The 23,733-nt window shown below is 62.9% G+C and carries 22 protein-coding genes and 1 pseudogene; 15 read left to right on the forward strand and 8 right to left on the reverse strand.

Annotated elements, in window-relative coordinates; all coding sequences use genetic code 11:
• Positions 1-65 precede the first annotated feature (65 nt).
• The gene (locus AC1DVN_RS23295) at positions 66-518 is read left to right on the forward strand and encodes a universal stress protein (protein WP_019748627.1); all 453 of its coding nucleotides are present in this window, start codon (positions 66-68) and stop codon (positions 516-518) included.
• Between the two features lies 1 nt (position 519).
• Here AC1DVN_RS23295 and AC1DVN_RS23300 read toward each other — a convergent pair whose 3' ends face one another.
• From AC1DVN_RS23300 to AC1DVN_RS23310, 3 genes are all read right to left on the reverse strand, one after another.
• Positions 520-981, reverse strand: a complete 462-nt coding sequence (locus AC1DVN_RS23300; RefSeq protein ID WP_269577975.1) for a DUF732 domain-containing protein — start codon at positions 979-981, stop codon at positions 520-522.
• Between the two features lie 83 nt (positions 982-1,064).
• Positions 1,065-3,347: a HelD family protein gene (locus tag AC1DVN_RS23305; protein ID WP_070797305.1), complete on the reverse strand. Its 2,283-nt coding sequence runs from the start codon at positions 3,345-3,347 to the stop codon at positions 1,065-1,067.
• Positions 3,348-3,478: 131 nt separating this feature from the next.
• Complete coding sequence (locus tag AC1DVN_RS23310) at positions 3,479-4,411, reverse strand: DoxX family protein (protein ID WP_477994258.1); 933 nt, start codon at positions 4,409-4,411, stop codon at positions 3,479-3,481.
• Between the two features lie 217 nt (positions 4,412-4,628).
• On the opposite strand from AC1DVN_RS23310, the pseudogene AC1DVN_RS23315 reads away from it, so the two are divergent.
• A pseudogene (locus AC1DVN_RS23315) lies at positions 4,629-4,922 on the forward strand (DUF2716 domain-containing protein); the annotation flags it as partial.
• A 198-nt stretch (positions 4,923-5,120) separates the two neighbouring features.
• Here AC1DVN_RS23315 and AC1DVN_RS23320 read toward each other — a convergent pair.
• Positions 5,121-5,807 (reverse strand): MBL fold metallo-hydrolase, encoded by a 687-nt coding sequence (locus tag AC1DVN_RS23320; RefSeq protein ID WP_477994259.1) that lies wholly within the window; start codon positions 5,805-5,807, stop codon positions 5,121-5,123.
• 174 nt (positions 5,808-5,981) lie between these two features.
• Between AC1DVN_RS23320 and uvrA the strand changes: the two genes are divergently transcribed.
• Complete coding sequence (uvrA, locus tag AC1DVN_RS23325) at positions 5,982-8,942, forward strand: excinuclease ABC subunit UvrA (RefSeq protein ID WP_477994266.1); 2,961 nt, start codon at positions 5,982-5,984, stop codon at positions 8,940-8,942.
• Positions 8,943-9,014: 72 nt separating this feature from the next.
• On the opposite strand, the gene AC1DVN_RS23330 is transcribed toward uvrA, so the two are convergent.
• On the reverse strand, positions 9,015-9,725 hold the full coding sequence (locus AC1DVN_RS23330; protein ID WP_019748620.1) for an alpha/beta fold hydrolase: 711 nt from the start codon (positions 9,723-9,725) through the stop codon (positions 9,015-9,017).
• An 80-nt stretch (positions 9,726-9,805) separates the two neighbouring features.
• Here AC1DVN_RS23330 and AC1DVN_RS23335 point away from each other — a divergent pair, with 80 nt between their 5' ends.
• On the forward strand, positions 9,806-10,516 hold the full coding sequence (locus AC1DVN_RS23335; protein WP_019748619.1) for a helix-turn-helix transcriptional regulator: 711 nt from the start codon (positions 9,806-9,808) through the stop codon (positions 10,514-10,516).
• A 5-nt stretch (positions 10,517-10,521) separates the two neighbouring features.
• Here the strand turns inward: AC1DVN_RS23335 and AC1DVN_RS23340 are convergent, their stop codons facing one another.
• The gene (locus AC1DVN_RS23340; protein WP_019748618.1) at positions 10,522-10,938 is read right to left on the reverse strand and encodes a DUF1801 domain-containing protein; all 417 of its coding nucleotides are present in this window, start codon (positions 10,936-10,938) and stop codon (positions 10,522-10,524) included.
• Between the two features lies 1 nt (position 10,939).
• A complete protein-coding gene (locus AC1DVN_RS23345) occupies positions 10,940-11,308 on the reverse strand; it encodes a DUF1844 domain-containing protein (RefSeq protein WP_020907885.1) in 369 nt (122 codons plus the stop codon).
• Positions 11,309-11,678: 370 nt separating this feature from the next.
• On the opposite strand from AC1DVN_RS23345, the gene infC reads away from it, so the two are divergent.
• From infC to pheT, 6 genes are all read left to right on the forward strand, one after another.
• Entirely contained in the window at positions 11,679-12,371 is a 693-nt protein-coding gene (infC, locus tag AC1DVN_RS23350; protein ID WP_003944008.1) for a translation initiation factor IF-3, read from the forward strand.
• A 43-nt stretch (positions 12,372-12,414) separates the two neighbouring features.
• Positions 12,415-12,609 carry a 50S ribosomal protein L35 gene (rpmI, locus tag AC1DVN_RS23355; RefSeq protein ID WP_003944043.1) on the forward strand — a complete coding sequence of 65 codons (195 nt, stop codon included), beginning with the start codon at positions 12,415-12,417 and terminating at the stop codon, positions 12,607-12,609.
• 63 nt (positions 12,610-12,672) lie between these two features.
• The gene (rplT, locus tag AC1DVN_RS23360) at positions 12,673-13,062 is read left to right on the forward strand and encodes a 50S ribosomal protein L20 (RefSeq protein ID WP_019748616.1); all 390 of its coding nucleotides are present in this window, start codon (positions 12,673-12,675) and stop codon (positions 13,060-13,062) included.
• 23 nt (positions 13,063-13,085) lie between these two features.
• The gene (locus AC1DVN_RS23365; RefSeq protein WP_007736261.1) at positions 13,086-13,916 is read left to right on the forward strand and encodes a TrmH family RNA methyltransferase; all 831 of its coding nucleotides are present in this window, start codon (positions 13,086-13,088) and stop codon (positions 13,914-13,916) included.
• Between the two features lie 170 nt (positions 13,917-14,086).
• Entirely contained in the window at positions 14,087-15,157 is a 1,071-nt protein-coding gene (gene pheS / locus AC1DVN_RS23370; RefSeq protein WP_003944109.1) for a phenylalanine--tRNA ligase subunit alpha, read from the forward strand.
• A gap of 60 nt (positions 15,158-15,217) precedes the next feature.
• Positions 15,218-17,704 (forward strand): phenylalanine--tRNA ligase subunit beta, encoded by a 2,487-nt coding sequence (pheT, locus tag AC1DVN_RS23375; RefSeq protein WP_477994260.1) that lies wholly within the window; start codon positions 15,218-15,220, stop codon positions 17,702-17,704.
• Between the two features lie 58 nt (positions 17,705-17,762).
• On the opposite strand, the gene AC1DVN_RS23380 is transcribed toward pheT, so the two are convergent.
• The gene (locus AC1DVN_RS23380; protein WP_477994261.1) at positions 17,763-18,827 is read right to left on the reverse strand and encodes an Lrp/AsnC family transcriptional regulator; all 1,065 of its coding nucleotides are present in this window, start codon (positions 18,825-18,827) and stop codon (positions 17,763-17,765) included.
• Positions 18,828-18,883: 56 nt separating this feature from the next.
• Between AC1DVN_RS23380 and AC1DVN_RS23385 the strand changes: the two genes are divergently transcribed.
• From AC1DVN_RS23385 to argC, 5 genes are all read left to right on the forward strand, one after another.
• Positions 18,884-20,203 carry a flavin-containing monooxygenase gene (locus AC1DVN_RS23385; protein WP_477994262.1) on the forward strand — a complete coding sequence of 440 codons (1,320 nt, stop codon included), beginning with the start codon at positions 18,884-18,886 and terminating at the stop codon, positions 20,201-20,203.
• Positions 20,203-21,114, forward strand: a complete 912-nt coding sequence (locus AC1DVN_RS23390) for a bile acid:sodium symporter family protein (RefSeq protein ID WP_477994263.1) — start codon at positions 20,203-20,205, stop codon at positions 21,112-21,114. The genes AC1DVN_RS23385 and AC1DVN_RS23390 overlap by 1 nt, the downstream gene beginning before the upstream one ends.
• Positions 21,111-22,046 (forward strand): SDR family oxidoreductase, encoded by a 936-nt coding sequence (locus AC1DVN_RS23395; protein ID WP_477994264.1) that lies wholly within the window; start codon positions 21,111-21,113, stop codon positions 22,044-22,046. The genes AC1DVN_RS23390 and AC1DVN_RS23395 overlap by 4 nt, the downstream gene beginning before the upstream one ends.
• Positions 22,047-22,162: 116 nt before the next feature.
• Positions 22,163-22,624 (forward strand): hypothetical protein, encoded by a 462-nt coding sequence (locus tag AC1DVN_RS23400; protein ID WP_416315361.1) that lies wholly within the window; start codon positions 22,163-22,165, stop codon positions 22,622-22,624.
• A gap of 38 nt (positions 22,625-22,662) precedes the next feature.
• Entirely contained in the window at positions 22,663-23,733 is a 1,071-nt protein-coding gene (gene argC, locus AC1DVN_RS23405) for an N-acetyl-gamma-glutamyl-phosphate reductase (protein WP_019748609.1), read from the forward strand.

Here is a 23,733-nt window from a genome sequence, read left to right on the forward strand (position 1 = left end):
GCGGGCGCAACAGCGTTGCGCCCGGTGCCGGCCGTACCGTCCGTCCCGTAACCATGGAGGAATGAATGAGTGCCTACCGGACCGTTGTCGTAGGAACCGATGGCTCCGAGTCGTCACTGAAGGCAGTCGACAGAGCTGCCGCCATTGCCAGTGGCTCGGACGCTCAGCTCGTCATCGCGTGTGCGTACTACCCGGCTGATCCCAAGGACGTGAGCGCTGCCGCTGATGCGTTGGGTAACGAGGCCTACCAGGTCACCGGTTCCGCTCCGACCTACGAGATCCTTCGCACCGCTCGTGAGCGCGCACATGCCCAGGGTGCCAAGGATGTTGTCGAGCGCGCTATCGTCGGCGCTCCCGTCGAATCGCTTCTCGCTTTGCTCGACGAGGTCAAGGGCGACTTGCTGGTCGTCGGAAATCGCGGATTGAACACACTGACCGGGCGTCTGCTCGGATCGGTGCCTTCCGATGCGGCGCGCAAGGCGACATCCGATGTCCTGATCGTGCACACCGTTCGCTGACCTACCGGCAGTAGTCGGCCTCGGCCGCATCGACGAACACTTCAGCCAGCTGATCGGCGCTGGGGGGCGTTGTCGATGCGGCCGAGTCGTTTCCGGTGGTGACCATCGGTTCGCTCGCGCCGTTCAGCGATACCGTCCGCAGATTCGCGATGATCATCGCTCGATCCGTGCCGGCCGCGAGCTGCTGGCAGACACCGTCACCGAGCGCCTGCAACATGTCGTCGGAAAAGGCTGGCTTGACCCCGGTAGATGCAAGCGCCGCCCGCAGCCGTTCTGCATCGTCTACCGGTTTTTCGGTCGGTGCGGCAGCAACGGCAGCGATGTCGTCGTTGCCTGCAGCAGCCGTTGAACTCGAATCATCCTCTGAACAACCGGCTGTCACCGCCGCAAGCATCCCGACACCGATCACCACGCGAGCGATCTTGCGGAAGGGTGCGGCGGAACTTGCGGGCAGGCCAAGCACGAGGGGTCATTCCTTCAGTCGTCGACACAAATTGGGGTGACACCACGATTCGTGGTGTCACGCACGAACCTACTCCGTGAGGCTCACGAATCGAAGGCCAACTCTGCTGCCGCGACGCCGTCGAGAACCGCGGGGAGCGACTCGACGTGAATGATGCCGAGCCTCTGGGTAGCGCGGGTCAACGCGACGTAGAGGTCGTTCATTCCGCGTGGTGACTCGTCGAGAATGTCGGCAGGTTCGACGATCAACACGGTGTCGAACTCGAGTCCCTTGACGTCCTTGACCGACAGGACACTTACGGTCTCACTCGCAATGCCCGCCAGATCGGCAACGACCTCGGAACCGGCGATCACTGCGGTGATACCGGGATGCGACTCGGACTCGATGCAACGGCGCACGGTCGATTCCAATTCTTCGGCCGTGGTCTTGAGTGCCCACGGCGCGAATCCGCTGTCGCGTACCGACCGGGGCACGGATTGCTCCGGGTCGATCTCTTCGAGCACACGGTGCGCGACATCCATGATCTCCGAGGGAGTTCGGTAGTTGACGGTCAGTTCGGTGAGCTTCCAGCGCTTGGCGACGTAAGGCTCGAGAATCTTCTGCCAGGACGAGGTTCCCGCGGGATCACCGGTCTGAGCTGTATCGCCGACCAACGTCATCCAGCGATTCGGTATGCGCCGCATCAGCATTCGCCACGCCATTTCGGAGAGCTCTTGGGCTTCGTCGACGATCACGTGACCGTAGGTCCAGGTTCGGTCGCCGGCAGCGCGTTCTGCCGTGGTCTGGCGCTGGCCCTGATCGTGGCGCTGGGCGAGTTGGCTGGCGTCGATCAAGTCGTACGCCATCAAGATCTCGGGGTCCATCTCGTCTTCGAGATCCTGTGGTGCAGAGCCGGTGAGGATGTCGAGGGCGCCCTGGGCGTCGGCGATCTGCGCGCGCCATTCACGTTGTGCGCGTTCGCGTTCGGCGGCATCGTCGACTCCGAGGATCTCGGCCAGTTCATCGAGTAGGGGAGCGTCTGCCGCACTGAAACCCGGTCCGACGCTCTGCAGAAGCTCGTCGCGTTGGGCGTCGTCGAGTTGCGGCGCTGCCTTGGCCAACCTTGCCGGAGAGGTCCACAGTTCCGCGAGGATTTGCTGCGGCGACAATTCAGGCCACAGCTTTCCGATGGCGGACATGATGTCCGCGTCCTCACGCATCTCGTCGCGAATGTCGGCGATGTCGTCGCGACTGAGGAGTGAGCCGCCGTCGATGAGGTTGCCGCCGATGAGTTCGGCCATCTGCAGTGCCAACGCCTCGATGACTGCTGCCACGAAGATCGGGCGCGCCAGGTTGTGTGGGCGACGCGACGACCGAGCACGTCCGCGAGCCTTCGTGACAGTCTTGCGATCCAGCTTCAAGTCGTACGTGTCGAATCGAAGGGTGATCGGCTTCGACGGGACTTCCTGCCGATCCCGGACGGCGTTCTTGAGTACGTCGAGGATCGCGAGGGAACCCTTGATCTCACCGGCGGCGAGGGAATCCGTACGAGTCGCACGCACTCCGGGGTACAGGTCCCCGATCGTCGAGAGCAGAACTCCGGTCTCACCGAGTGAAGGAAGGACCTGGCTGATGTAGTCGAGGAACGTCGCGTTCGGCCCGATGATGAGAACACCGGCTTTGGCCAGTTGCTGGCGGTAGGTGTAGAGCAGGAACGCGGCACGGTGAAGGGCGACTGCGGTTTTGCCGGTACCCGGACCGCCCTGGACCACCAGAACGCTTTTGTGCTCGGAGCGGATGATGGCATCCTGCTCACTCTGAATGGTCTCGACGATGTCGTTCATCTGACCCGTACGCGCTGCGTTCAGAGCGTCCAGGAGTGCGCTCTCACCGGCGACGCCACCGGCTTCGGTCACCACGCCGGCGGCTCGGGCAGCGTCGAGGTCCAGGTATTCGTCGTTGATTCCGGTGACTGTTCGGCTCCGACTGCGGATATGGCGTCGTCGCTTGACGCCCTCAGGTGCCGCGGGCGTCGCCAGATAGAACGGGCGTGCCATCGGAGCTCGCCAGTCGAGCAGTAGCGTTTCGTAGTCGTTGTCGGTGTCCAGAATTCCGAGTCGGCCGACGTAGCGTCGCTCGTCGTCGAAGTCGATGCGTCCGAAACACATTCCGTTCTCGGCTGCGTCGTACTTGGCGAGATCCTCGGTGTACATGGCATTGAAGGATTCGCGTTCACTGCGTGCTTGCGGGGTTCCGCCGGTCTCGAGGAGGACCGTGCTCAAGCGAGTTTGGGCATACTTTCGAAGATCGTCGAGACGGGAGTACAACATCGTCACGTACTGCTGCTCGAGCTCTTGCTCGTTCAGTGACGGGTCCGCGTCGGGCAAAGGATCTCCTAGGCTTGATGAGAAATTCACGCGCTGCAAAAGCGCCAAGACAGTCTAGTTCCCCCAGATGAACTGCCGCATAGATACAGGTCAGGCCACCCGAAGGTGGCCTGACCGTGTTTTCGGTGCACTCAGTGCGTCAATTCGTCCTTCTTGGCGCGAGCCTTTTCGAGCGCCTTCTCGGCGCGCTTTCGGGCACGCTTACCCAGCACCTCGGTCTGCTCCGACGCCGTTTCGGCCCACTCGTTGCTCTTTTCGAGCGCGAGTTCGGCGAACTCGGAGCTGCGCTTGCTCGCCAGCTCTGCCAGTTCGGCGCTGCGCTCGCGTGCGGTCTCGGCCAGTTCGGAGCCGCGCTTCTGCGCGACTTCGAGGATGTCCGGGCCGCGTTCTTTGGCGATCTCTCCGAATTCAGCGGCACGCTTGCTCGCGATCTCCGCGAACTCGGAGCTGCGCTCCTTGGCAAGTTCGAGCCAATCCGTGCCGTGCGCCTTCGCGGTTTCGGCAAGTTCGGAACCGCGTTCGGACGCCACCGACAGAGCGTGTTCGACGCGATCGCTCGTGTGATCGGTCTGCGATGCGACCAACGGAAGTGCCGCGGCGATAGACGCCTGAGCCTTCTTCGCGGCGCGGCGGCCACGCCAGCCGAGCGACGGCTTGCCCTCTGTGTCGACGGACGCGATCATCAGTCCGCCGAGCAGGCTGACGTTCTTGATGAAGTTGGTCCGCTGCATCGCTCGCAGTGACGGATCGGTTTCGTTCCAGAAGTCGTGACCGGCAAGCGTGGTCGGTACCAGGCTCCCCGCGAGGACCAACGACGCGAGACGCGGCGCCTTGCCGGTGGCCAGCAGGGCGCCGCCACCGATCTGGACGGCGGCGTTGATCTTGACGAGTGTTTCCGGATCAGCAGGCACCTTCTGCGTCACTGCTCCTGGCAGCGTCTCGACGGATTTGTCGATCAGCGGTGACGCTTTGGCTGCTCGCTGAGTGGGGTTGCGCAAAGCATCGATTCCCCCGGCGATGAAGATCGTGGAAAGCAGTGGACGAGCAATTCGACGTACCAGCATGTTTCAAGCCTCCCGATGTAGGTTCGTTTTCCACCCTAGCGATCTCACAAGGAATTGGTCCGGTTCGGCGATCCCGCGACGCCTGACCCGGTTGACGGATTCCTGGTCGCCGAAGCGCGCTGTACTGCGTCGATGACTTCTCCACCGATCCGGACACGCCGTTCTGAAGTATCCGTTACCGCGTATCCGCATACGGCGTGTTCGAAGGTGTCACACAATGCACACCGATCAACCACCATGGTGCGGTGACCACGAAGGTATCGCTGAGCCGACGCCGTCCGTGGTCTTCGATTTGGGTGCGGTGCCAGCTGCGACTCCAGGGGCGTGGGCCGCTCGAGTTGATGCGATAAACGCCGAAGCGTTGCGCTGTTTTGTCATCGATTGGAACGACGATCCCAACTTTGTCGTCCTGGACTGGCAGCATCCGGGCTACACCTTCGACGCGGAGGCGCATGCTGCCGCGAAAGAGTTGGCGGAGTGGCGTGTCCCGATCTATCCGAACGGCGACTACTACATATTCAGTCGAGACGACTTCACGGAAGGGACCTTCGGCCATCCGTGGGACGCACGCTGTGTGTGTTCGGGGAACGGATGGTCGAAGGACTCGGCCGGACTCTGTCGACCTGGCTTCCGCGACTTCGCGTCGACGGTGAACAGGTCGATAGTCAGGAAGTCGGTTAGCGGGGTCCAGTACGGAACAGGTGAAACGTCACCAACCGCGCTCGCGCCATTCCGCCAGGTGCGGGCGCTCGGTACCCAGCGTCGTGTCCTTGCCGTGCCCGGGGTAGACGACAGTCGCGTCGGCGTACCTTCCGAACAGCTTGTTTTCCACATCGTCGAGCAGGGAAGTGAACTTCTCGGGGTCGGCGGTCTTGCCTACGCCGCCGGGGAAGAGTGAGTCCCCGGTGAAGAGGTGAACCTGCCCGTTCGGTTCGGTCAGAGCCAACGCAATGGAACCGGGCGTGTGGCCGGACAGGTGGATGACGTCGAGGCTCAGATTGCCTACTGTCACCTTGTCGCCGTCTTCGAGGAGTACGTCCGGGGTGACGGGAAGGACCTCCGCGTCGAGAGGGTGAGCGGCGGTCGGCACCTTGGTGGCAGCGTGGACGTCCTGCAGAGCCAACCAGTGATCACCGTGTTGGTGGGTGGTGACGATGGAATCGAAAACAGGTGCTTCCTGTTCGATGAGCGCAATGATCTTCTCGGCCTCGTTGGCCGCATCGATCAGGAGAGATTTCCCGGTCGCGGAACAGACGACGAGGTAAGTGTTGTTGTCCATGGGGCCGACCGACATCTTCGTGATGACGGCACCGTCGACTGTGCGCCGCTGAGGGGCAGAATCGGGGGAGACCTGACCGGTGTAGGAGTCGTCGATCACGATGGGCTGATTCGTCATGAAACGCAGGCTACCTTCGAATAGGGGCAGGTAGAGCGATGGGCTCGCCTGGTGAGAAAAACGTGTCGGTGGCTCGGCCTACGATGACGATCGCTCGAGGACTCGCGTTTGCGAGGCCACTCGAGACTTCTCCGGGGGGACGGCCCCGGACGATTGACAATGAAGGGAATTGGTGTGGCGGATCGCCTGATCGTGCGGGGTGCGCGTGAGCACAATCTGCGAGGAGTCGATCTCGACCTCCCGCGAGACAGCCTGATCGTCTTCACCGGGTTGTCCGGCTCCGGCAAGTCCAGCCTCGCGTTCGACACGATCTTCGCCGAAGGGCAGCGCCGTTACGTCGAGTCACTCTCGGCGTACGCGCGTCAGTTCCTCGGTCAGATGGACAAGCCCGATGTCGATTTCATCGAGGGATTGTCGCCGGCGGTGTCCATCGACCAGAAGTCGACCAACCGCAACCCCCGTTCGACAGTGGGCACGATCACCGAGGTCTACGACTACCTCCGGCTCCTTTATGCCCGCGCAGGTTCGGCGCACTGCCCGGTCTGTGGTGAGAAGATCGCACGTCAGACCCCGCAGCAGATCGTCGACCAGGTGCTCGAGATGGAGGAGGGCCTCAAGTTCCAGGTCCTCGCACCAGTGGTCCGTACTCGTAAGGGCGAGTTCGTCGATCTCTTCGATCAGCTCAACACCCAGGGCTACTCGCGTGTGCGCGTCGACGGAGTCGTCCATTCGCTGGCCGATCCGCCGAAGCTCAAGAAGCAGGAAAAGCACGACATCGAAGTAGTGGTCGACCGATTGCAGGTCAAGGCGAGCTCGAAGCAGCGCCTGACCGACTCGGTCGAGACCGCACTTCGATTGGCCGAAGGCATCGTGGTCCTCGACTTCGTCGACCGCGAGGAAAATGCACCTGATCGCGAGCGTCGTTTCTCCGAGAAACTGGCCTGCCCGAATGGCCACGCACTCGCGATCGACGATCTCGAACCGCGCTCGTTCTCCTTCAACTCGCCCTACGGCGCCTGCCCGGAATGCACCGGCCTCGGTATCCGCAAGGAGGTCGACCCGGATCTGGTGGTTCCCGATCCTGACCTGAGTCTCGAAGACGGTGCAATCGCGCCGTGGTCGATGGGCCAGAGTTCCGAGTACTTCGGACGGTTGCTGTCCGGCCTCGGCGACATTCTCGGATTCGACATGAAGACGCCGTGGAACAAGTTGCCGGCGAAGGCCCGCAAAGCGATCCTCGAAGGCAGTGAGGAGCAGGTTCACGTCCGGTACAAGAATCGGTACGGCCGTACCCGTTCTTACTACGCGGAGTTCGAAGGTGTGATGCCGTTCTTGCACCGCCGGCTCGAACAGACCGAATCCGATCAGATGAAGGAACGCTACGACGGGTACATGCGCGACACCCCGTGCCCGGCGTGTGGTGGTGCTCGCCTGCGCCCCGAAATCCTGTCGGTAACTATCGCGGCGGGAGACTTCGGCAGTAAGTCCATCGCCGAGGTCTGTGAACTGTCGATCTCCGATTGCGCGGATTTCCTGAACAGCCTCACTCTCGGCTCGCGTGAAGAGGCCATCGCGGGTCAGGTCCTCAAGGAAGTTCAGGCGCGCCTCGGCTTCCTGCTCGACGTCGGCCTGGAATACCTTTCCCTCTCGCGAGCCGCGGGCACGTTGTCCGGTGGCGAAGCCCAGCGAATTCGCTTGGCAACACAGATCGGATCCGGACTGGTCGGCGTGCTTTACGTACTCGACGAGCCGTCCATCGGGCTGCACCAGCGCGACAACCGGCGACTGATCGAAACCCTGACGCGCCTGCGCGACCTCGGCAACACGCTGATCGTCGTCGAACACGACGAAGACACGATCCGTACATCCGACTGGGTGGTCGACATCGGACCGTACGCCGGCGAGCACGGCGGCAAGGTCGTCCACAGCGGACCGTACGAAGAACTGCTGACGTGTGAAGAGTCTTTGACCGGGGCCTACCTGTCGGGTCGCAGCTTCATCGAGGTTCCGGCCATTCGTCGGCCGGTGGATCGCAAACGCCAGGTCACGGTCGTCGGAGCTCGCGAGCACAATCTCGACGGCATCGACGTAAGTTTCCCGCTGGGTGTTCTCACCGCTGTCACCGGTGTCTCCGGTTCGGGCAAGTCGACGTTGGTCAACGACATTCTCGCGACCGTCATGGCGAACAAGCTCAACGGTGCACGCCAGGTGCCTGGCCGTCACACACGAATCAACGGTCTCGATCAGCTGGACAAGCTCGTGCAGGTCGATCAGTCTCCGATCGGCCGGACTCCGCGATCGAATGCGGCGACGTACACCGGTGTGTTCGACAAGATCCGAACCCTGTTCGCGGCCACCACGGAAGCGAAAGTCCGCGGTTACCAGCCCGGCCGATTCTCGTTCAATGTCAAGGGTGGACGCTGCGAAGCGTGCTCCGGCGACGGAACCTTGAAGATCGAGATGAACTTCCTGCCGGACGTGTACGTGCCCTGCGAGGTATGCCACGGCGCTCGGTACAACCGCGAAACGCTCGAGGTCCACTACAAGGGCAAGTCGATCGCCGAGGTACTCGACATGCCCATCGAGGAAGCCGCCGAGTTCTTCCAGCCGGTCACCTCTATTCACCGGTACCTCAAGACGCTGGTCGACGTCGGACTGGGCTATGTCCGACTGGGTCAGCCGGCACCGACCCTGTCCGGTGGTGAGGCGCAGCGCGTCAAGCTGGCCGCCGAGTTGCAGAAGCGGTCCACCGGTCGCACGGTGTACATCCTCGACGAGCCCACCACGGGTCTGCATTTCGAGGACATCCGCAAGCTCCTGATCGTGATCAACGGTCTGGTCGACAAGGGCAACAGCGTGATCGTGATCGAGCACAACCTCGACGTGATCAAGACGTCGGACTGGGTCGTCGACATGGGGCCCGAAGGTGGATCCGGCGGCGGAACCGTTGTGGCGCAAGGTACCCCGGAGGACGTTGCCGCGGTCCCCGAGAGCTACACGGGCAAGTTCCTCAGTGAGGTTCTCACCGCACAGCACGCGCCCGCCAAGGCCAAGCCGATCACCAAGAAGCGTGCAACGAAGGCAGTTGCCGCAAAGAAGGCGGCGCCACGGAAGAAAGCTGCTTCCGTGAGCTAGTAGAAGGTGAGCAAGTAGAAGTCGGTCAGTGATGCCGGGTCGGAATCCGATCCGGCATCACTGCTTTGTCGATCAGGAAGCGGCGGCCTCGAGGATCACCTGGGCGACGTCTTCGGGGCGCGACCACATCGGCCAATGACCGGTCGGGAGGTCGACGTACGTCACGGGGAGTTTCGCCAGTTCTGCGGCCATCGGATGACCTCCGTCGGCCATCTGGGCAATCACCGCGGACGGGAACGTGCTGCAAACGACGGTTGACGGCACCTGGTAGCGCTTTTCGTTCGTCAGGACAATCGGCTCACGCGCCGGCCCGGCCGGTTCGGGGACGGCGTTGGCGCGAAACGCCTCGAGAGCCTTCTCGTCGAGTCCTTCGAGGCTGCTGCCGTCTGCTTCAAGTTCTGCCCACGTCGGCAGCGGTATCTCGACGACGTCAGCGGCCAGATCCGGTCGCAGCGCCGCGCCGTCGGGCATGGGACCTGAATCGACGTAGACGATCCGCGCGACCCGATCCGGGATGCGATCGGTTACCGCGTATCCCACCGGGCCGGCGCCGCTGTGCACGACCAGGACCGTACGTTCGTCTGAATCCGATACAGCGTCGATGACTGCGCGGACGTGGGCGTCGAAGGTGACCGCTGATCTATCTGCATCGACGGCGTCGAGTCCGGGCAGCGTCAGGCTGGTCACGCGGGTGGTGTCGGAGCGCTCGAGGTGGGGGAGGACTGCGTCCCAAGCCCATGAGCCGAGCCAGAATCCGGGAACAAGAACGATGTGAGTTTTCATGGACTCACTGTGCAATCAGGTTGGTGACAACAGAGTGTCACCAATTATGTCACTGTTTGGTATCGAAATCTGCGACACTGGTGAACGTGAATCGAGCTGCGAGATTGCACGCTCTCGTCGAAGAGCTTCGGCGACAGGGCGATCGAGGGGCTACGTGTTCCCGATTGTCCGAGGAATTCGGTGTCACCACCCGGACGATCAAGCGGGATATCGAGACTCTGATGATGTCGGGCGCGGCGATCGAGGCGCGCTCGGGCCCCGGGGGTGGATACCGACTCGTAGGTCGCGCCACGCTACCGCCGGTCAATTTCACTGTTCCGCAAGCAGTTTCAATCGCGTTGGCCTTGACGGCGGCCGGTGACGCCCCGTTTGCGCCGGACGGACGAGCAGCTCTGGCGAAACTGCTCGACGTGATGGACGAGGAGAGTCGTCGTAAGGTCGCCGAACTCGGTGGCCGTGTGTGGATTCGCGGCGACGGCGGGGTAGTAGCGGATTCGCGCACGAACCGGCGGGCCGTCGAGCAGGGGCTCGAACAGAGTCGCGTCGTGTCGTTGCACTACGTGGATGGGGACGGTGCGGAGACGGTGCGGGCAGTTGAGCCGCACATTCTGGCGCAGGACCGTGGGCAGTGGTTTCTCATCGGCTGGTGTCGCCAGCGCGACGCGGTGCGGTGGTTTCGACTCGATCGAATGCGTCGGGCCACGCTCACGAACGATCACTTCACACCACGGGATTCGACCCTGTTCGGCCAACCGCCCGAAGACGCTCGGCCTGTAGCCCCACGAAGGTGACCTGTTCAGTCGATCATGTTGCGGGCTGCGGCAACGGAATCCGCGATCAGTTCGGTCAGGACTGCCATGTCGACGTCGCTCAGCCGTTTGACGTACAGGCAGCCCTTGCCGATCTTGTGCTTGCCGAGGCGCGCCAGTGTGTCGGTGTAGTCGTCGAAGTTCAGCGACAAATACAACGTGAGCGCGGTGGCCCTGGGGGAGAACCCGATCAGTGGGGTGTCACCTTCGTGGCCACTCGCATACCGGTAGTGCCGTGCCCCGAAACCGATGATGCTCGAGCCCCACATGACGGCAGGCTCGCCGGTCGCGGCCGACAGCAAGGAGATCAACTCCACGCTGTCGGCACGCTTGCGGTCGTCGACGCGTGAAATGAATGCGTCGACGTCCTCGGGCGTCGGTTGAGTCTTGTTGGCGGTTGCCAACTCAGTAGACCGGACCGGTGAACTTCTCGCCCGGTCCCTTTCCTGGCTCGTCCGGGTGCGAGGAGGCCTCACGGAATGCGCGCTGCAGGGCTTGAAGGCCTTCACGGATGGGTCCGGCGTGGGGGCCGAGGTATTCGACCGACGCAGTCACGAGTCCGGCAAGCGCCGTGATGACTCGACGAGCTTCGTCGAGGTCCAGATAGGGACTGGAAGACGGATCGGCGTCGGAGAGGCCGAGTTTTTCGGCAGCCGAACTCATCAGCATCACTGCGGCGCGGCTGATGACCTCGACCGCGGGAACTTCGGAGAGTTCGCGGACGTCGGGGTTCGCGCCGTCGGTGTTCTGATCTGCCTCGAAGTTCTCACTCATGGTTGTAAGGATTCCATCAGGCTGTGGTCGTGTTGAATCGGGCCTCTCCCGGCAGCACTGGGAGCGGCACCGATTTCTTTCATCTGTGGCGACCTGTTACTCTTGTTGCAACGACCGCCTCCGACTTGTTCGGGGGCAGCAAGTGGAGTCCGACTCCCACCTCTGCGCGGCAGGTAAAACTGCGGTTCAGTGGTTCCGGTCACCTGTTATCGGAGATCAATTCTTCGTCAGGTTCCTCGCTCAGTCGAGGAGATAGGTTTCGGCGTGAGCTGGATCTTATGTGATCGGTCGACATCGGGCCCCGCGGATGAGCAATCATCACAGCGGGGCTTTTTTGTTGGGGTGCGGGCGGTACGGGCTGCGTGCGGTCATGAAGACCGCACCGTTCAACCTAGGAGGCCCCATCAGCACTGAGACCCGCATCAACGATCGTATCCGCGTTCCCGAGGTTCGTTTGGTCGGACCTGGCGGGGAACAGGTAGGCATCGTGCGTGTTGAAGATGCACTCCGCTTGGCCCTTGAGGCCGACCTCGACCTGGTCGAGGTAGCTCCTGATGCCCGTCCACCGGTCTGCAAGATCATGGACTACGGCAAGTTCAAGTACGAGGCTGCACAGAAGGCACGTGAGTCACGTAAGAACCAGCAGCTGACGGTCATCAAGGAGCAGAAGCTCCGACCCAAGATCGACGACCACGACTACGAGACCAAGAAGCGCAACGTCGTTCGCTTCCTCGAAGCCGGTTCCAAGGTCAAGGTCACGATCATGTTCCGCGGACGTGAGCAGTCACGCCCCGAACTCGGCTACCGCCTTCTGCAGCGTCTGGGAGCAGACGTCGCAGATCTCGGATTCGTCGAAACCTCGGCAAAGCAGGACGGCCGAAACATGACGATGGTCCTGGCACCGCACAAGGGCGCCAAGACTCGCGTCAAGGCGCAGGAGAGCGCTCAGGCGCCAGTGGCTCAGGCTGCTCCGCGTCCGGCTCCGGCCGCACCGGCTTCCAGTGAAGCAGCTCCGGAAGCACCGGCGACCGGCGATGCCGCTCCCGAGGCTCCGGCCAGCTAGTCGATTTCCCAAGATCCACCACGTAACAAGAACTGAGGACTCCATGCCCAAGATGAAGAGCCACAGCGGCGCCTCGAAGCGATTCAAGGTGTCCGGCAGCGGAAAGCTCATGCGCCAGAAGGCCGGCCGTCGCCACCTTCTCGAGCACAAGTCCAGCAGGGTTACCCGTCGTCTCGACGGTGTCGCTGTTGTCAGCCCTGACGACGCTCCGCGCATCAAGCGCATGCTCGGCATCTGAGTCGCCCCCTTACTGACCACCCGGGGCCGTACTTTCAGCCCCTAGATTGACAGGATTTTTCAAGTGGCACGCGTAAAGAGGGCGGTCAACGCCCAGAAGAAGCGTCGTTCAATTCTTGCTGCATCCAGCGGCTACCGTGGACAGCGTTCGCGTCTGTACACCAAGGCCAAGGAGCAGCAGCTCCACTCGCTCACCTACGCGTACCGCGACCGTCGTGCGCGCAAGGGCGAGTTCCGCAAGCTGTGGATCACGCGTATCAACGCTGCAGCTCGCGCAAACGACATCACGTACAACCGCCTCATCCAGGGCCTGCGTCTGGCAGAGGTCGAGGTCGACCGCAAGATCCTGGCCGAGCTCGCTGTCTCCGATGCCGAGGCCTTTGCCGGCCTGGTCGCACTCGCGAAGGCCGCTCTGCCGGCTGACGTGAACGCTCCTGCCGGAGAAGCAGCCTGATTCACGCATCACAGCAACGGCCCGTGGACCCGCTCACCGAGCGGACTCCGCGGGTCGTTTCTGCTGTCAAGCTCCTGCGCACAGCAGAACGACGCAAAGCAGGACGTTTCCTCGTCGAGGGCGAGAACTCGGTCACCGAACTGTTGAACGGTGCACTGTCGAACGGCGAGGCCCGCCCGGTACACGACCTCTTCTACACCGAGGACGCAGCCGAGCGCTATCAGCACGTCATCGATCGGGCGCTGACCGCTGGAGTTCGTGTTGCTCTTGTGACCGATCGAGCAATCAAAGCACTGAGCGATACCGTCACGCCGCCCGGTCTCGTTGCCGTCAGCGATCTACTGGATGTACCGCTGAGCGCAGCCGTCCATCAGGAGACCCGCCTGCTCGCAGTGCCGGTCGAGGTCAACGAACCAGGTAACGCGGGCACCGTCATTCGCATCGCCGACGCAGTGGGTGCCGATGCGGCAATCCTCGCCGGTGACAGCGTCGATCCGCACAACGGCAAGGTCGTTCGTTCGTCGGCGGGCAGCCTCTTTCACCTGCCAGTCGTCCGCGATCGAGACACGGTGTCGGTGATCGAGCAGATTCGCGCAGCCGGCATTCAGATTCTCGCGACTGCAGCTGACGGCGAGGTCGATCTCGACGAGGCCGACGAGTTGCTGAGCAAGCCGACGGCCTGGCTGTTCGGTAACGAAGCTCACGGTCTCGATCCGGCGATCGCCGCACAGGCTGATCATCGGGTCAGGATTCCGATCCATGGCCGCGCCGAAAGCTTGAACCTCGCGACAGCGGCGGCAATTTGCCTGTACGCAAGCGCGCGGGTGCAAAATCGCGCCACCGATCACGGCTGAAAACGCACGCGAAGACCTCACGGAATCCCATTTGCGGAAGCCTGAGACAATACAAGAGCAGAGACAATGCTCGAGCGAGTTCGAATGCTCGCTCGCAGTACAAGAAGTAAGCAGTACAAGAAGCACGCAGTACGAGAAGTAAACCGAGAAGCGACAGGAGCGTCACAGCCGTGGCCAAAAATGAGGGCGCGACACCGCCGGAGGTCGACGCGAGTGTACTCACCGAAGAGGCGTTGACCGCTGCGGCTGAGAACGCCGAGAAGGCGCTGGCGGACGCCGCTGACCTGGACGCGCTGGCGCACGTCAAGGTGGAGCACCTGGGGGACAAGTCCCCGATCGCCCTCGCGCGCCGGGGACTCGGCAGCCTTCCGGGCAAGGAAAAGGCGGACGCCGGTAAGCGCGTCAACATCTTCCGCACTCGGATCAACAACGCGTACGACGCTCGTCGTGAGGTCCTCCTCGCCGAGCGTGACGCCGCGGTGTTGGTTGCCGAGGCAATCGACGTCACTCTGCCCTCCGATCGCCACCCCGTCGGGGCGCGTCACCCGATCAGCCTGATTTCCGAGCAGGTCGCCGACGTATTCGTCGCGATGGGTTGGGAAGTTGCCGAGGGTCCGGAGGTGGAGACCGAGCACTTCAACTTCGACGCACTCAACTTCTTGCCGGATCACCCTGCGCGCACGATGCAGGACACCTTCCACCTGGCACCCGAGAACTCGCGCCAGGTGCTGCGTACCCACACCTCGCCGGTGCAGGTCCGCACCATGCTCTCGCGTGAGGTGCCGATCTACGTGGTGTGCCCGGGCCGCACGTTCCGCACCGATGAACTCGATGCGACCCACACGCCTGTCTTCTCGCAGGTCGAAGGCCTGGCCGTCGACAAGGGCCTGACCATGGCCAACCTGCGCGGGACTCTCGACGCGTTCGCTCGTGCCCTTTTCGGCCCCGAGACGCGTACCCGTATGCGCCCCAACTACTTCCCGTTCACGGAACCGTCGGCCGAGGTCGACGTCTGGTTCGCGAACAAGAAGGGCGGCGCAGGCTGGGTCGAGTGGGGCGGCTGCGGCATGGTCAACCCGAACGTTCTGCGCGCCAGCGGTATCGATCCCGACGAGTACTCGGGTTTCGCATTCGGCATGGGCCTCGAGCGGACCCTGCAGTTCCGCAACGGTATCCCGGACATGCGCGACATCGTCGAAGGTGACGTGCGTTTCACGCTGCCCTTCGGTGTCGCAGGCTGACCGATCCGGTCCGCGGAACCTTCACAAAGACTTATCGACAAACGAGAGAGCTGAGCAGACGTGCGAGTAGCGCAATCCTGGCTGACCGAGATCCTGCAGCGGGCAACTCCGGACTGGGAGGTGACCCCGGAAGAGTTGGACGCCGGGTTCGTCCGGGTGGGACTCGAAGTCGAGGAACTCGACACACTCGAGGCGATCGACGGCCCGTTGGTCGTCGGCAAGGTCGTCTCCATCACCGAACTGACCGAGTTCAAGAAGCCGATCCGCTTCTGCCAGGTCGAGGTCGGCGAACCCGAGCCTCGCGGCATCGTCTGTGGCGCGCGCAATTTCAACGAGGGTGACCTCGTCGTCGTTGCGCTGCCCGGCGCGGTGCTGCCCGGCGGATTCGAAATCGCCACTCGCAAGACGTACGGCCAGGTGTCCGACGGCATGATCTGCTCCGTCTCGGAACTCGGTATCGGCAAAGACCATTCGGGCATCTTGGTGCTCGAGCCTGGTACCGCCGAACCCGGCGCCGACGGCAACGAGTTGCTCGGTCTCGGTGACACGATCATCGAACTGAACATCACCCCGGACCGTGGCTACTGCTTCTCGGTCCGCGGTCTCACGCGAGAGCTCGCGTGCGGCTTCGATCTCGAATATGCCGATCCCGCTTCGGTTCCCGCGCACCCGGCTGAGGGTGAAGCCTGGCCGGTGCGCCTCGAACCGGAGTCCAAGGCTTCGCGTTTCGTGATGCGGAAGATCACGGGTATTGATCCGCAGGCAGTGAGCCCGTGGTGGCTGCAGCGTCGACTTCTGCTCTCGGGTGTTCGCCCGATCTCGCCGGCCGTCGACGTCACCAACTACGTGATGCTCGAACTCGGCCAGCCTCTGCACGCGTTCGATGCGACCTCGGTGCAGGGCGACCTGGTGGTCCGTCGCGCCAAGGCGGGGGAGAAGCTGACGACGCTCGACGACGTCGAACGCACGCTCGATCCCGAAGACGTTGTCATCGCCGACGATTCCGGAGTCATCTCGCTGGCTGCCGTCATGGGCGGCGCAACCACCGAGGTGGGAACGGCAACGACGGACATCCTCCTCGAAGGAGCTACTTGGGATCCGCTCGCAGTCTTCAAGACGGCGCGCCGGCACAAGCTGCCGAGTGAGGCGAGTAAGCGTTTCGAGCGCGTCGTCGATCCGGCGATTCCGCTCGCGGCCGTCGACCGCGCAGCCGCTCTGCTGGTCGAGATTGCCGGCGGACGGATCGAGCCGGTCCTGACCGACGTGGGGGATGTTGCCCCTCGCGCTGCCATTCGCATGGATATCGACCTGCCCGATCGTGTCGCCGGAGTCACGTACCCCAACGGCACCGGAGCTCGCCGCCTCACCCAGGTTGGCTGCAACGTCGAGGTCGGCGTCAGCGAAGAGGGACACGGCCAGTTGGTCGCGACGCCGCCGTCGTGGCGTCCGGACCTGGTGCAGCCTGCGGACCTCGTCGAGGAAGTTCTTCGCCTCGAAGGTCTCGAGCAGATCCCGTCGGTGCTTCCCGCCGCTCCGGCCGGACGCGGATTGACTCCGTCGCAGCGGCGTAAGCGCACGGTGTCGAAGGCCGTGGCTCACGCCGGTTACGTCGAGGTACTTCCTCCGGTCTTCCTGCCCACCAACGTCTTCGACGTCTGGGGCCTCGACGCGGATGATCCGCGCCGCAACACCAGCAAGGTCCTCAACCCGCTCGAAGCCGATCGTCCGGAGTTGGCGACCACGCTGCTCCCGGGTCTGCTGGAGATCCTGGCTCGCAACGCTTCTCGCGGTCAGCGTGATCTTTCGCTGTACGGCATCGCGCAGGTTGTCCTGCCGGGCCCCGATACCAAGCCGGTGGATGCATTGCCGGTGGATCGTCGCCCGACGGACGAGCAGATCGCGAACCTGATCGCGTCGTTGCCGGCTCAGCCCGTGCACATCGCTGCAGTGTTGAGTGGTTTGCGTGAGCCGAGCGGCCCCTGGGGTCCTGGCCGTCAGGCCGAGGCTTCGGACACTTTTGCAGCAGTGCGGGTCATTGCAGCTGCAGCAGGCGTCGAGGTGGAACTGCGTGCGGCGCAGTACCTGCCGTGGCATCCCGGCCGTTGCGCCGAGGTTGTCGTTGACGGCAACGTAGTCGGTCATGCGGGCGAACTGCATCCGGCTGTTCTCGAGCGTGCGGGATTGCCTGCGCGCACTTGTGCACTGGAGATCGACCTCGACGCTTTGCCGTTGGTCGAGAACCTGCCGGCGCCGCGCATTTCGCCCTTCCCCGCAGTGCTCCAGGACGTGGCGGTTGTTGTCGATCGCGATATTCCTGCGGCGAAGGTCCAGGAAGCTCTGCGTTCCGGCGGCGGCGAACTTCTCGAAGACATTCGCCTCTTCGACGTCTTCGAGGGCGAGCAGGTCGGTGAAGGCCGCAAGTCGCTCGCGTTCGCGTTGCGATTCCGTGGTGTCGACCGGACACTGACCGAGGACGAGGCAAGCGCGGCTCGCGATGCCGCGGTCGAGGCTGCCTCCAAGGCCGTCGGTGCGCAGATGCGCGGCTGATCTACTCAACTGATCACAGAGCCCACGTCCACTCCCGGTGGTCGTGGGCTCTGTTGTGTTATCGGTTTTCCGGTGAATCGGTGCGGCTCGGCAACCACACATCCGGGGCGATAGTCGAGGTTCTGCGCCCGTTCTGATCGAGTACGTGACCGAGCAGTTTGCGCAGGTGCAGCACGATGGATCGTTCGGTGACGTAAAGCCCCGAAATCTCCTTGCGCAGACGAATTTCGAATGCATCGAGTTCGGCAGGAGAATGCAGCCACAACTGAACCACCAGGTTGTCGGCGCCCACCACCGCGAAACAGTTTCGGACTTCCGGCGCTCGGCTCAGTAATCGGCCCGCAGTATCGAGAAGTTCGGGTTCGACGCGGCACCACAGTGTGGCGAGCACGGGAAGCCCGGCCAGCGGCCGGGCAAATTCACACCGCAGCGCCACAAACCCCGAAGACGTGAGCCGGTCGATCTGGCGTTTGCATGCAGCCGGACTGACACCGATCGCGTCGGCCAACTCCTTCATGGGAGTGCGCCCGTCGTAGGCGAGGATCGTGAGAACCTTGCGATCCTGTTCGGAAATGCCGGTCGACCGAGCGCGCACGGCAGTACGGCTTTCGCTGGTGGTCAGCACACCCTTCTCGGACGGTGCCAGCGCATTGAGTCTCCATCGCCCACCTTCGGTGAACCAGCGTGTGATGATCGAGGTTCGTGTCGCGAGTACGCCGTCGATCGTTGCGATCTCTTCCGAGATGAAGCGCGACATCGACGCCAAGTCCGCAGTACCGGCTGTGACGAGCAGATCGGCTCTACCTGTTGATACTTCGATGGTCACGGCGTGGGCCAAGACGGTGAGACGTGCCGCGACGGTGTCGAGAAGTTCTGGTGAGCAATCGATTTCGATGATCGCTGTGACGATGGTGCCCAGCACCTGTGGCCCCGGAGTAACCGTGACCCAGGCCAACGACGATTCGGACAGTCGATTCCAACGCCGGGCGAGAGTCGCGGCGTCGAGTTCGAGTGGGCCGGCCAACGAAAGCCACTTCGATCGCGGTGCGAGCTGCAGCGCATTGATTATCCTCAGATCGATTTCATCTATCCCGCGATCGTTGTCGGCATCGAGTGCGCTCATAACGTCATTATCCTGCACATTGCCGCAAGATTCGAACTATCTGCGACGCTCGACCCATGAGCACAGAGGGCAAGTACGCGCTGATCGGAGCGGGTCCGTCTGGATTGGCCGGCGCGCGAAACCTCGATCGAGCCGGCATAGCGTTCGACGGCTTCGAGAGCCACGACGACGTCGGTGGGCTCTGGGACATCGACAACCCGCACAGCACCGTCTACGAGTCGGCGCACCTCATTTCGTCGAAGGGCACCACCGCATTCGCGGAGTTCCCGATGGCGGATTCGGTTGCCGACTACCCGAGCCACATCGAACTTGCCGAGTATTTCCGCGACTACGCCGATACCCACGATCTTCGCAGGCACTTTGCCTTCGGCACTACCGTCATCGACGTTTCGCCGGTCGATTCGCTGTGGCAGGTCACCACGCGTAGTCGCAGCGGTGAGACTTCAGTCGCGCGGTATCGAGGCGTGATCATCGCGAACGGAACGCTGTCGAAGCCGAACATACCGACGTTCCGGGGCGACTTCACCGGCACGTTGATGCACACGAGCGAGTACCGCAGCGCCGAGATCTTCCGCGAAAAGAGAGTGCTGGTCATCGGAGCGGGCAACAGTGGATGCGACATCGCCGTCGATGCCGTCCACCAGGCCGAGTGCGTCGATTTGAGCGTTCGGCGAGGCTACTACTTCGTCCCCAAGTATCTGTTCGGGCGACCCTCGGACACCTTGAATCAGGGAAAGCCGTTGCCGCCGTGGATCAAACAACGCGTCGACACCTTGGTACTCAAGCAGTTCACGGGAGATCCGGTGCGGTTCGGATTTCCGGCACCGGACTACAAGATCTACGAATCGCATCCGGTTGTGAACTCGTTGATCCTGCACCACATCGGGCACGGTGACGTGCACGTGCGCGCCGACGTCGACCGGTTCGAGGGGAAGACGGTGCGGTTTGTCGACGGATCGTCTGCCGACTACGACCTCGTTCTCTGCGCCACGGGGTATCACCTCGACTATCCCTTCATCGCGCGCGAGGACCTGGACTGGTCGGGTGCTGCCCCGGACTTGTTCCTCAACGTCGCGAGTCGCCGCCACGACAATCTCTTTGTTCTCGGCATGGTCGAAGCATCCGGTCTCGGGTGGCAGGGCCGTTTCGAGCAGGCCGAGTTGTTGGCCAAATTGATCATGGCACGTACCGAAGCCCCCGCCGCGGCACGGGAATTCTCGGCGGCGGCGGCCGGTCCTCCTCCCGATCTGTCCGGGGGATACAAGTACCTGAAGCTGGGACGAATGGCCTACTACGTGAACAAGGACGCCTACCGATCGGCGATCAGACGGCACATCGGACTGCTCGATGCCGCTCTGACGAAGGGAGGACAGTGATGCCGATCGACGACGTGGTGCTCAACTTCAACCCGGGATCGTTGATGATCCTCAACGTGGTGCTGGGCGCGATCATGCTGGGGATCGCCCTCGACACCTCGGTCGACGACTTCCGTCGTGCGCTCACCAAACCCAAGGCGATGGCGGTGGGTATCGCTGCCCAGTTCCTGCTGCTGCCGGCAGTGACTTTTCTGCTGACGCTGATCCTCTCGCCCGCTCCCTCGGTAGCGCTCGGCATGATCCTGGTGGCGTGCTGCCCGCCGGGCAATATCTCGAATGTCCTGACTCACCGGGCGGGCGGCGACGTCGCACTCTCGGTGTCCATGACGGCGGTGTCGAACGTCCTCGCGATCTTCCTCATGCCGCTCAATCTCGCGTTCTGGGGGAGCCGACGCCCGGAGACCGACGCTCTGTTGCAGTCCGTGAACCTGAATGCGCTCGAGATGGTCGCGCAAATCGCCCTGATCATCGGCGTGCCGTTCGTTCTCGGCATCTGGGTGGCACAAAAGTTCCCGGAGATCGCCGCGAAAGCGCAGCCGTGGGTGAAAAACGGTTCGTTGGTGGCGTTGTTGATCTTCATCGTCGCGGGTGTGTCAGGGAATGCGTCGTACTTCGTCGACTACATCGGGGTGGTACTGCTCGCGGTCTTCCTGCACGACACGGTTGCCCTCGCACTGGGATACTTCTGCGGCGCCGTCACCGGGTTGAACGAATACAGCCGTCGCGCCGTCTCTTTCGAGGTCGGCATCCGCAATGCCGGACTGGGGCTTGGCCTGGTGTTCACGTTCTTCGACGGGCTCGGTGGCATGGCCGTCGTGGCCGGCTGGTGGGGGATCTGGGACATCATCGCCGGGCTGGCTCTGGCGACGATCTGGTCCAAGCGACGCGCCCGAAAGGCGGTACCGGCATGACCGTCGCACTCGTCACGGGCGGGAACGGGTTCCTGGGTACCGCTGTCATCGACGCACTGATCGCGCAGGGCATCACCGTCGTCTGTGTCGACCTCACCGTCAAGGACACGCCGGACGATCGCATCCGCCGCGTTAGGGCGGACGTCTGCGACCCCACAGAATTGGGGCGGGTGTTCGGTCAGTACCGACCGAACGTCGTGATCCACCTTGCGTCCATCGTGAATCCCGGCAAGAACACGACAGCAGAGCAGGAGTACCGCGTCGACGTCGACGGGACACGAAACGTGCTCGCGGCCTGCGTCGAACACGGGGTTGGACGGCTCGTCGTGTCTTCGTCCGGAGCGGCGTACGGCTACCACTCCGACAACCCACCGTGGATCACCGAGGACGTACCTGTCCGAGGCAACGACGAATTCACTTACAGTCGCCACAAACGCCTGGTCGAAGAGATGCTCGCCGAATATCGCGTCGAACACCCGGAGTTGGAACAAGTTGTCTTCCGGATCGGCACGATCTTGGGTGAGAGCGTCGACAATCAGATCACCGCGTTGTTCGATCGCCGCAAGCTGCTCAAGGTTGCCGGGAGCGACAGCCCCTTCGTGTTCGTCTGGCACACCGATGTCGCGGGCGCTTTTGCGGAGGCCGTGACCGGAAACCAAGTGGGCATCTTCAACGTCGCGGGCGACGGCTCGTTGACCGTCGACGAGTTGGCTTCCCGGATGGGCAAGCGCACGGTGACGCTTCCTGCATGGCTGTTGCGAGGCGTTCTACGCGTCGGACGGCGATTGGGCGTAACGGAACACGGTCCGGAGCGCGTCGGATTTCTCCAGTACCGACCCGTTCTCGACAATCGGCGGCTCAAGGAACAGTTCGGGTACGTCCCCGAATATTCGAGCGAGGACGCGTTTGCCGCTTACCTCGCCTCACGCTGACCCCTTCGGCAGACAGTCGTGGAAGGATCGGAGTTGTCCGTCGGCATTTCGAGAAGGGACTGACAGTGTCACGAAATGATGGGCCCGAACATGATGGGTCCGAGCACGATGGTTCCGTGCACCAGGTAGTCGAGGCCGCCAGTGCACTCGACGACAAGGACTTCCTCGCGGTCGTCCGCGCAGTGGTCGAGCGTCGTCCGAGCTTGTCGGTCCTTCTTTCCGTGGTGGACACCGATGCCGCGAGCCTCGAGCCGCACCGTGTAGAGGACGACAACACGATCACCGACGCCGAAGAAGTCGAACTGCCCGACACCGTTGTGGAGGTCGACGAGATCATCGACGTCCCGGTGGTACTTGCGACCGACCCGAGAATTCCCGAACCCGACTACACCGAAGGGGGAGTCCCCACTTTCGACCGTGTTCGGGAGAAGATAGAGGGGCGCTTCGGTACTTCCATAGGTTCGGCCGAATTGGCACACGAGAGTCCTGCCGGAAAGTCCGTGGACGAGCAGTGGGACGAGCGCCAGAAGGCCGCAAAAGCCAAGCTCGAGGAGATCCGGCGATCCATGGGTAAGTAATTATGCATTCCGATGCACAATGATGCATACTGTGTGACATGACTGAAGGTGGTACGACCGAGAACGCACGCAAGCCGATCAGAGTCGCCGTTGCCGGCGCCAGTGGGTACGCCGGTGGTGAGGTTCTGCGTCTGCTCCTCGGGCACCCGTCCTACGCCGACGGCAGTCTGGTGATCGGTTCGCTGACCGCCGGTGGCAACGCTGGTTCGACGCTTGGTGAGCATCATCCGCACTTGCTCCCACTCTCTTCGCGGGTACTCGAAGAGACCACTGTCGAAATCCTCTCGGGTCACGACGTCGTCTTCCTCGGTCTCCCACATGGAAATTCGGCTCAGTACGCCAAGTTGCTGCCCGAGTCGACGGTCATCATCGACTGCGGCGCGGACTTCCGGCTGCAGGATCCCGCAGCCTGGGAGAAGTACTACAAGAGCACTCACGCCGGTACCTGGCCATACGGTCTTCCTGAATTGCCCGGTGCCCGTGAGAAATTGGTAGGCGCAACCCGCATTGCCGTTCCGGGCTGCTACCCGACGGCAGCGAGCCTCGCGCTGGCCCCCGCCGTTGCCGCGGGGATCGTGGACTCACACGTGAACGTGGTTGCGGTCAGTGGCACTTCGGGCGCCGGCCGGGCGCCGAAGGCCGATCTGCTGGGTTCCGAGGTCATGGGCTCCGTCCGCGCATACGGTGTCGGAGGTGTCCATCGCCACACCCCTGAGATCATTCAGAATCTTTCGGCCGCAGGCGGCAAGGACATCAGTGTTTCTTTCACTCCAGTCCTCGCGCCCATGCCGCGCGGCATCCTCGCGACCTGCACGGCAGCCACCACGGCCACCGAAGAGCAAGCGCGCGAAATCTACGAAAAGGCATACAACGACGAGCCGTTCATCCACGTGCTGCCTGCCGGAGTCTTCCCGCAGACCGGTGCCGTGATCGGATCCAATGCCGTGCAGATCGGGGTCACCGTTGACGCCGACGCCGGTCAGCTCGTTGTCATCTCGGCAATCGACAATCTCACCAAGGGCACCGCCGGTGGCGCGGTGCAATCGATGAATCTCGCCCTTGGCCTACCCGAGACCGCAGGTCTCTCTACCGTGGGAGTAGCTCCGTGA

The organism is Rhodococcus sp. P4_E4, assembly GCF_056401575.1.

Excerpts from the sequence above, each read along its gene's own strand:
- AC1DVN_RS23330 (WP_019748620.1), bottom strand. The coding sequence starts at position 9,725 with ATGAAAACTCACATCGTTCTTGTTCCCGGATTCTGGCTCGGCTCATGG.
- AC1DVN_RS23320 (WP_477994259.1), bottom strand. The coding sequence starts at position 5,807 with ATGACGAATCAGCCCATCGTGATCGACGACTCCTACACCGGTCAGGTC.
- AC1DVN_RS23295 (WP_019748627.1), top strand. The coding sequence starts at position 66 with ATGAGTGCCTACCGGACCGTTGTCGTAGGAACCGATGGCTCCGAGTCG.
- AC1DVN_RS23385 (WP_477994262.1), top strand. The coding sequence starts at position 18,884 with ATGAGCACAGAGGGCAAGTACGCGCTGATCGGAGCGGGTCCGTCTGGA.
- AC1DVN_RS23310 (WP_477994258.1), bottom strand. The coding sequence starts at position 4,411 with ATGCTGGTACGTCGAATTGCTCGTCCACTGCTTTCCACGATCTTCATC.
- rpmI (WP_003944043.1), top strand. The coding sequence starts at position 12,415 with ATGCCCAAGATGAAGAGCCACAGCGGCGCCTCGAAGCGATTCAAGGTG.
- infC (WP_003944008.1), top strand. The coding sequence starts at position 11,679 with ATGAAGACCGCACCGTTCAACCTAGGAGGCCCCATCAGCACTGAGACC.
- argC (WP_019748609.1), top strand. The coding sequence starts at position 22,663 with ATGACTGAAGGTGGTACGACCGAGAACGCACGCAAGCCGATCAGAGTC.
- AC1DVN_RS23380 (WP_477994261.1), bottom strand. The coding sequence starts at position 18,827 with ATGAGCGCACTCGATGCCGACAACGATCGCGGGATAGATGAAATCGAT.
- AC1DVN_RS23390 (WP_477994263.1), top strand. The coding sequence starts at position 20,203 with ATGCCGATCGACGACGTGGTGCTCAACTTCAACCCGGGATCGTTGATG.
- AC1DVN_RS23345 (WP_020907885.1), bottom strand. The coding sequence starts at position 11,308 with ATGAGTGAGAACTTCGAGGCAGATCAGAACACCGACGGCGCGAACCCC.
- AC1DVN_RS23395 (WP_477994264.1), top strand. The coding sequence starts at position 21,111 with ATGACCGTCGCACTCGTCACGGGCGGGAACGGGTTCCTGGGTACCGCT.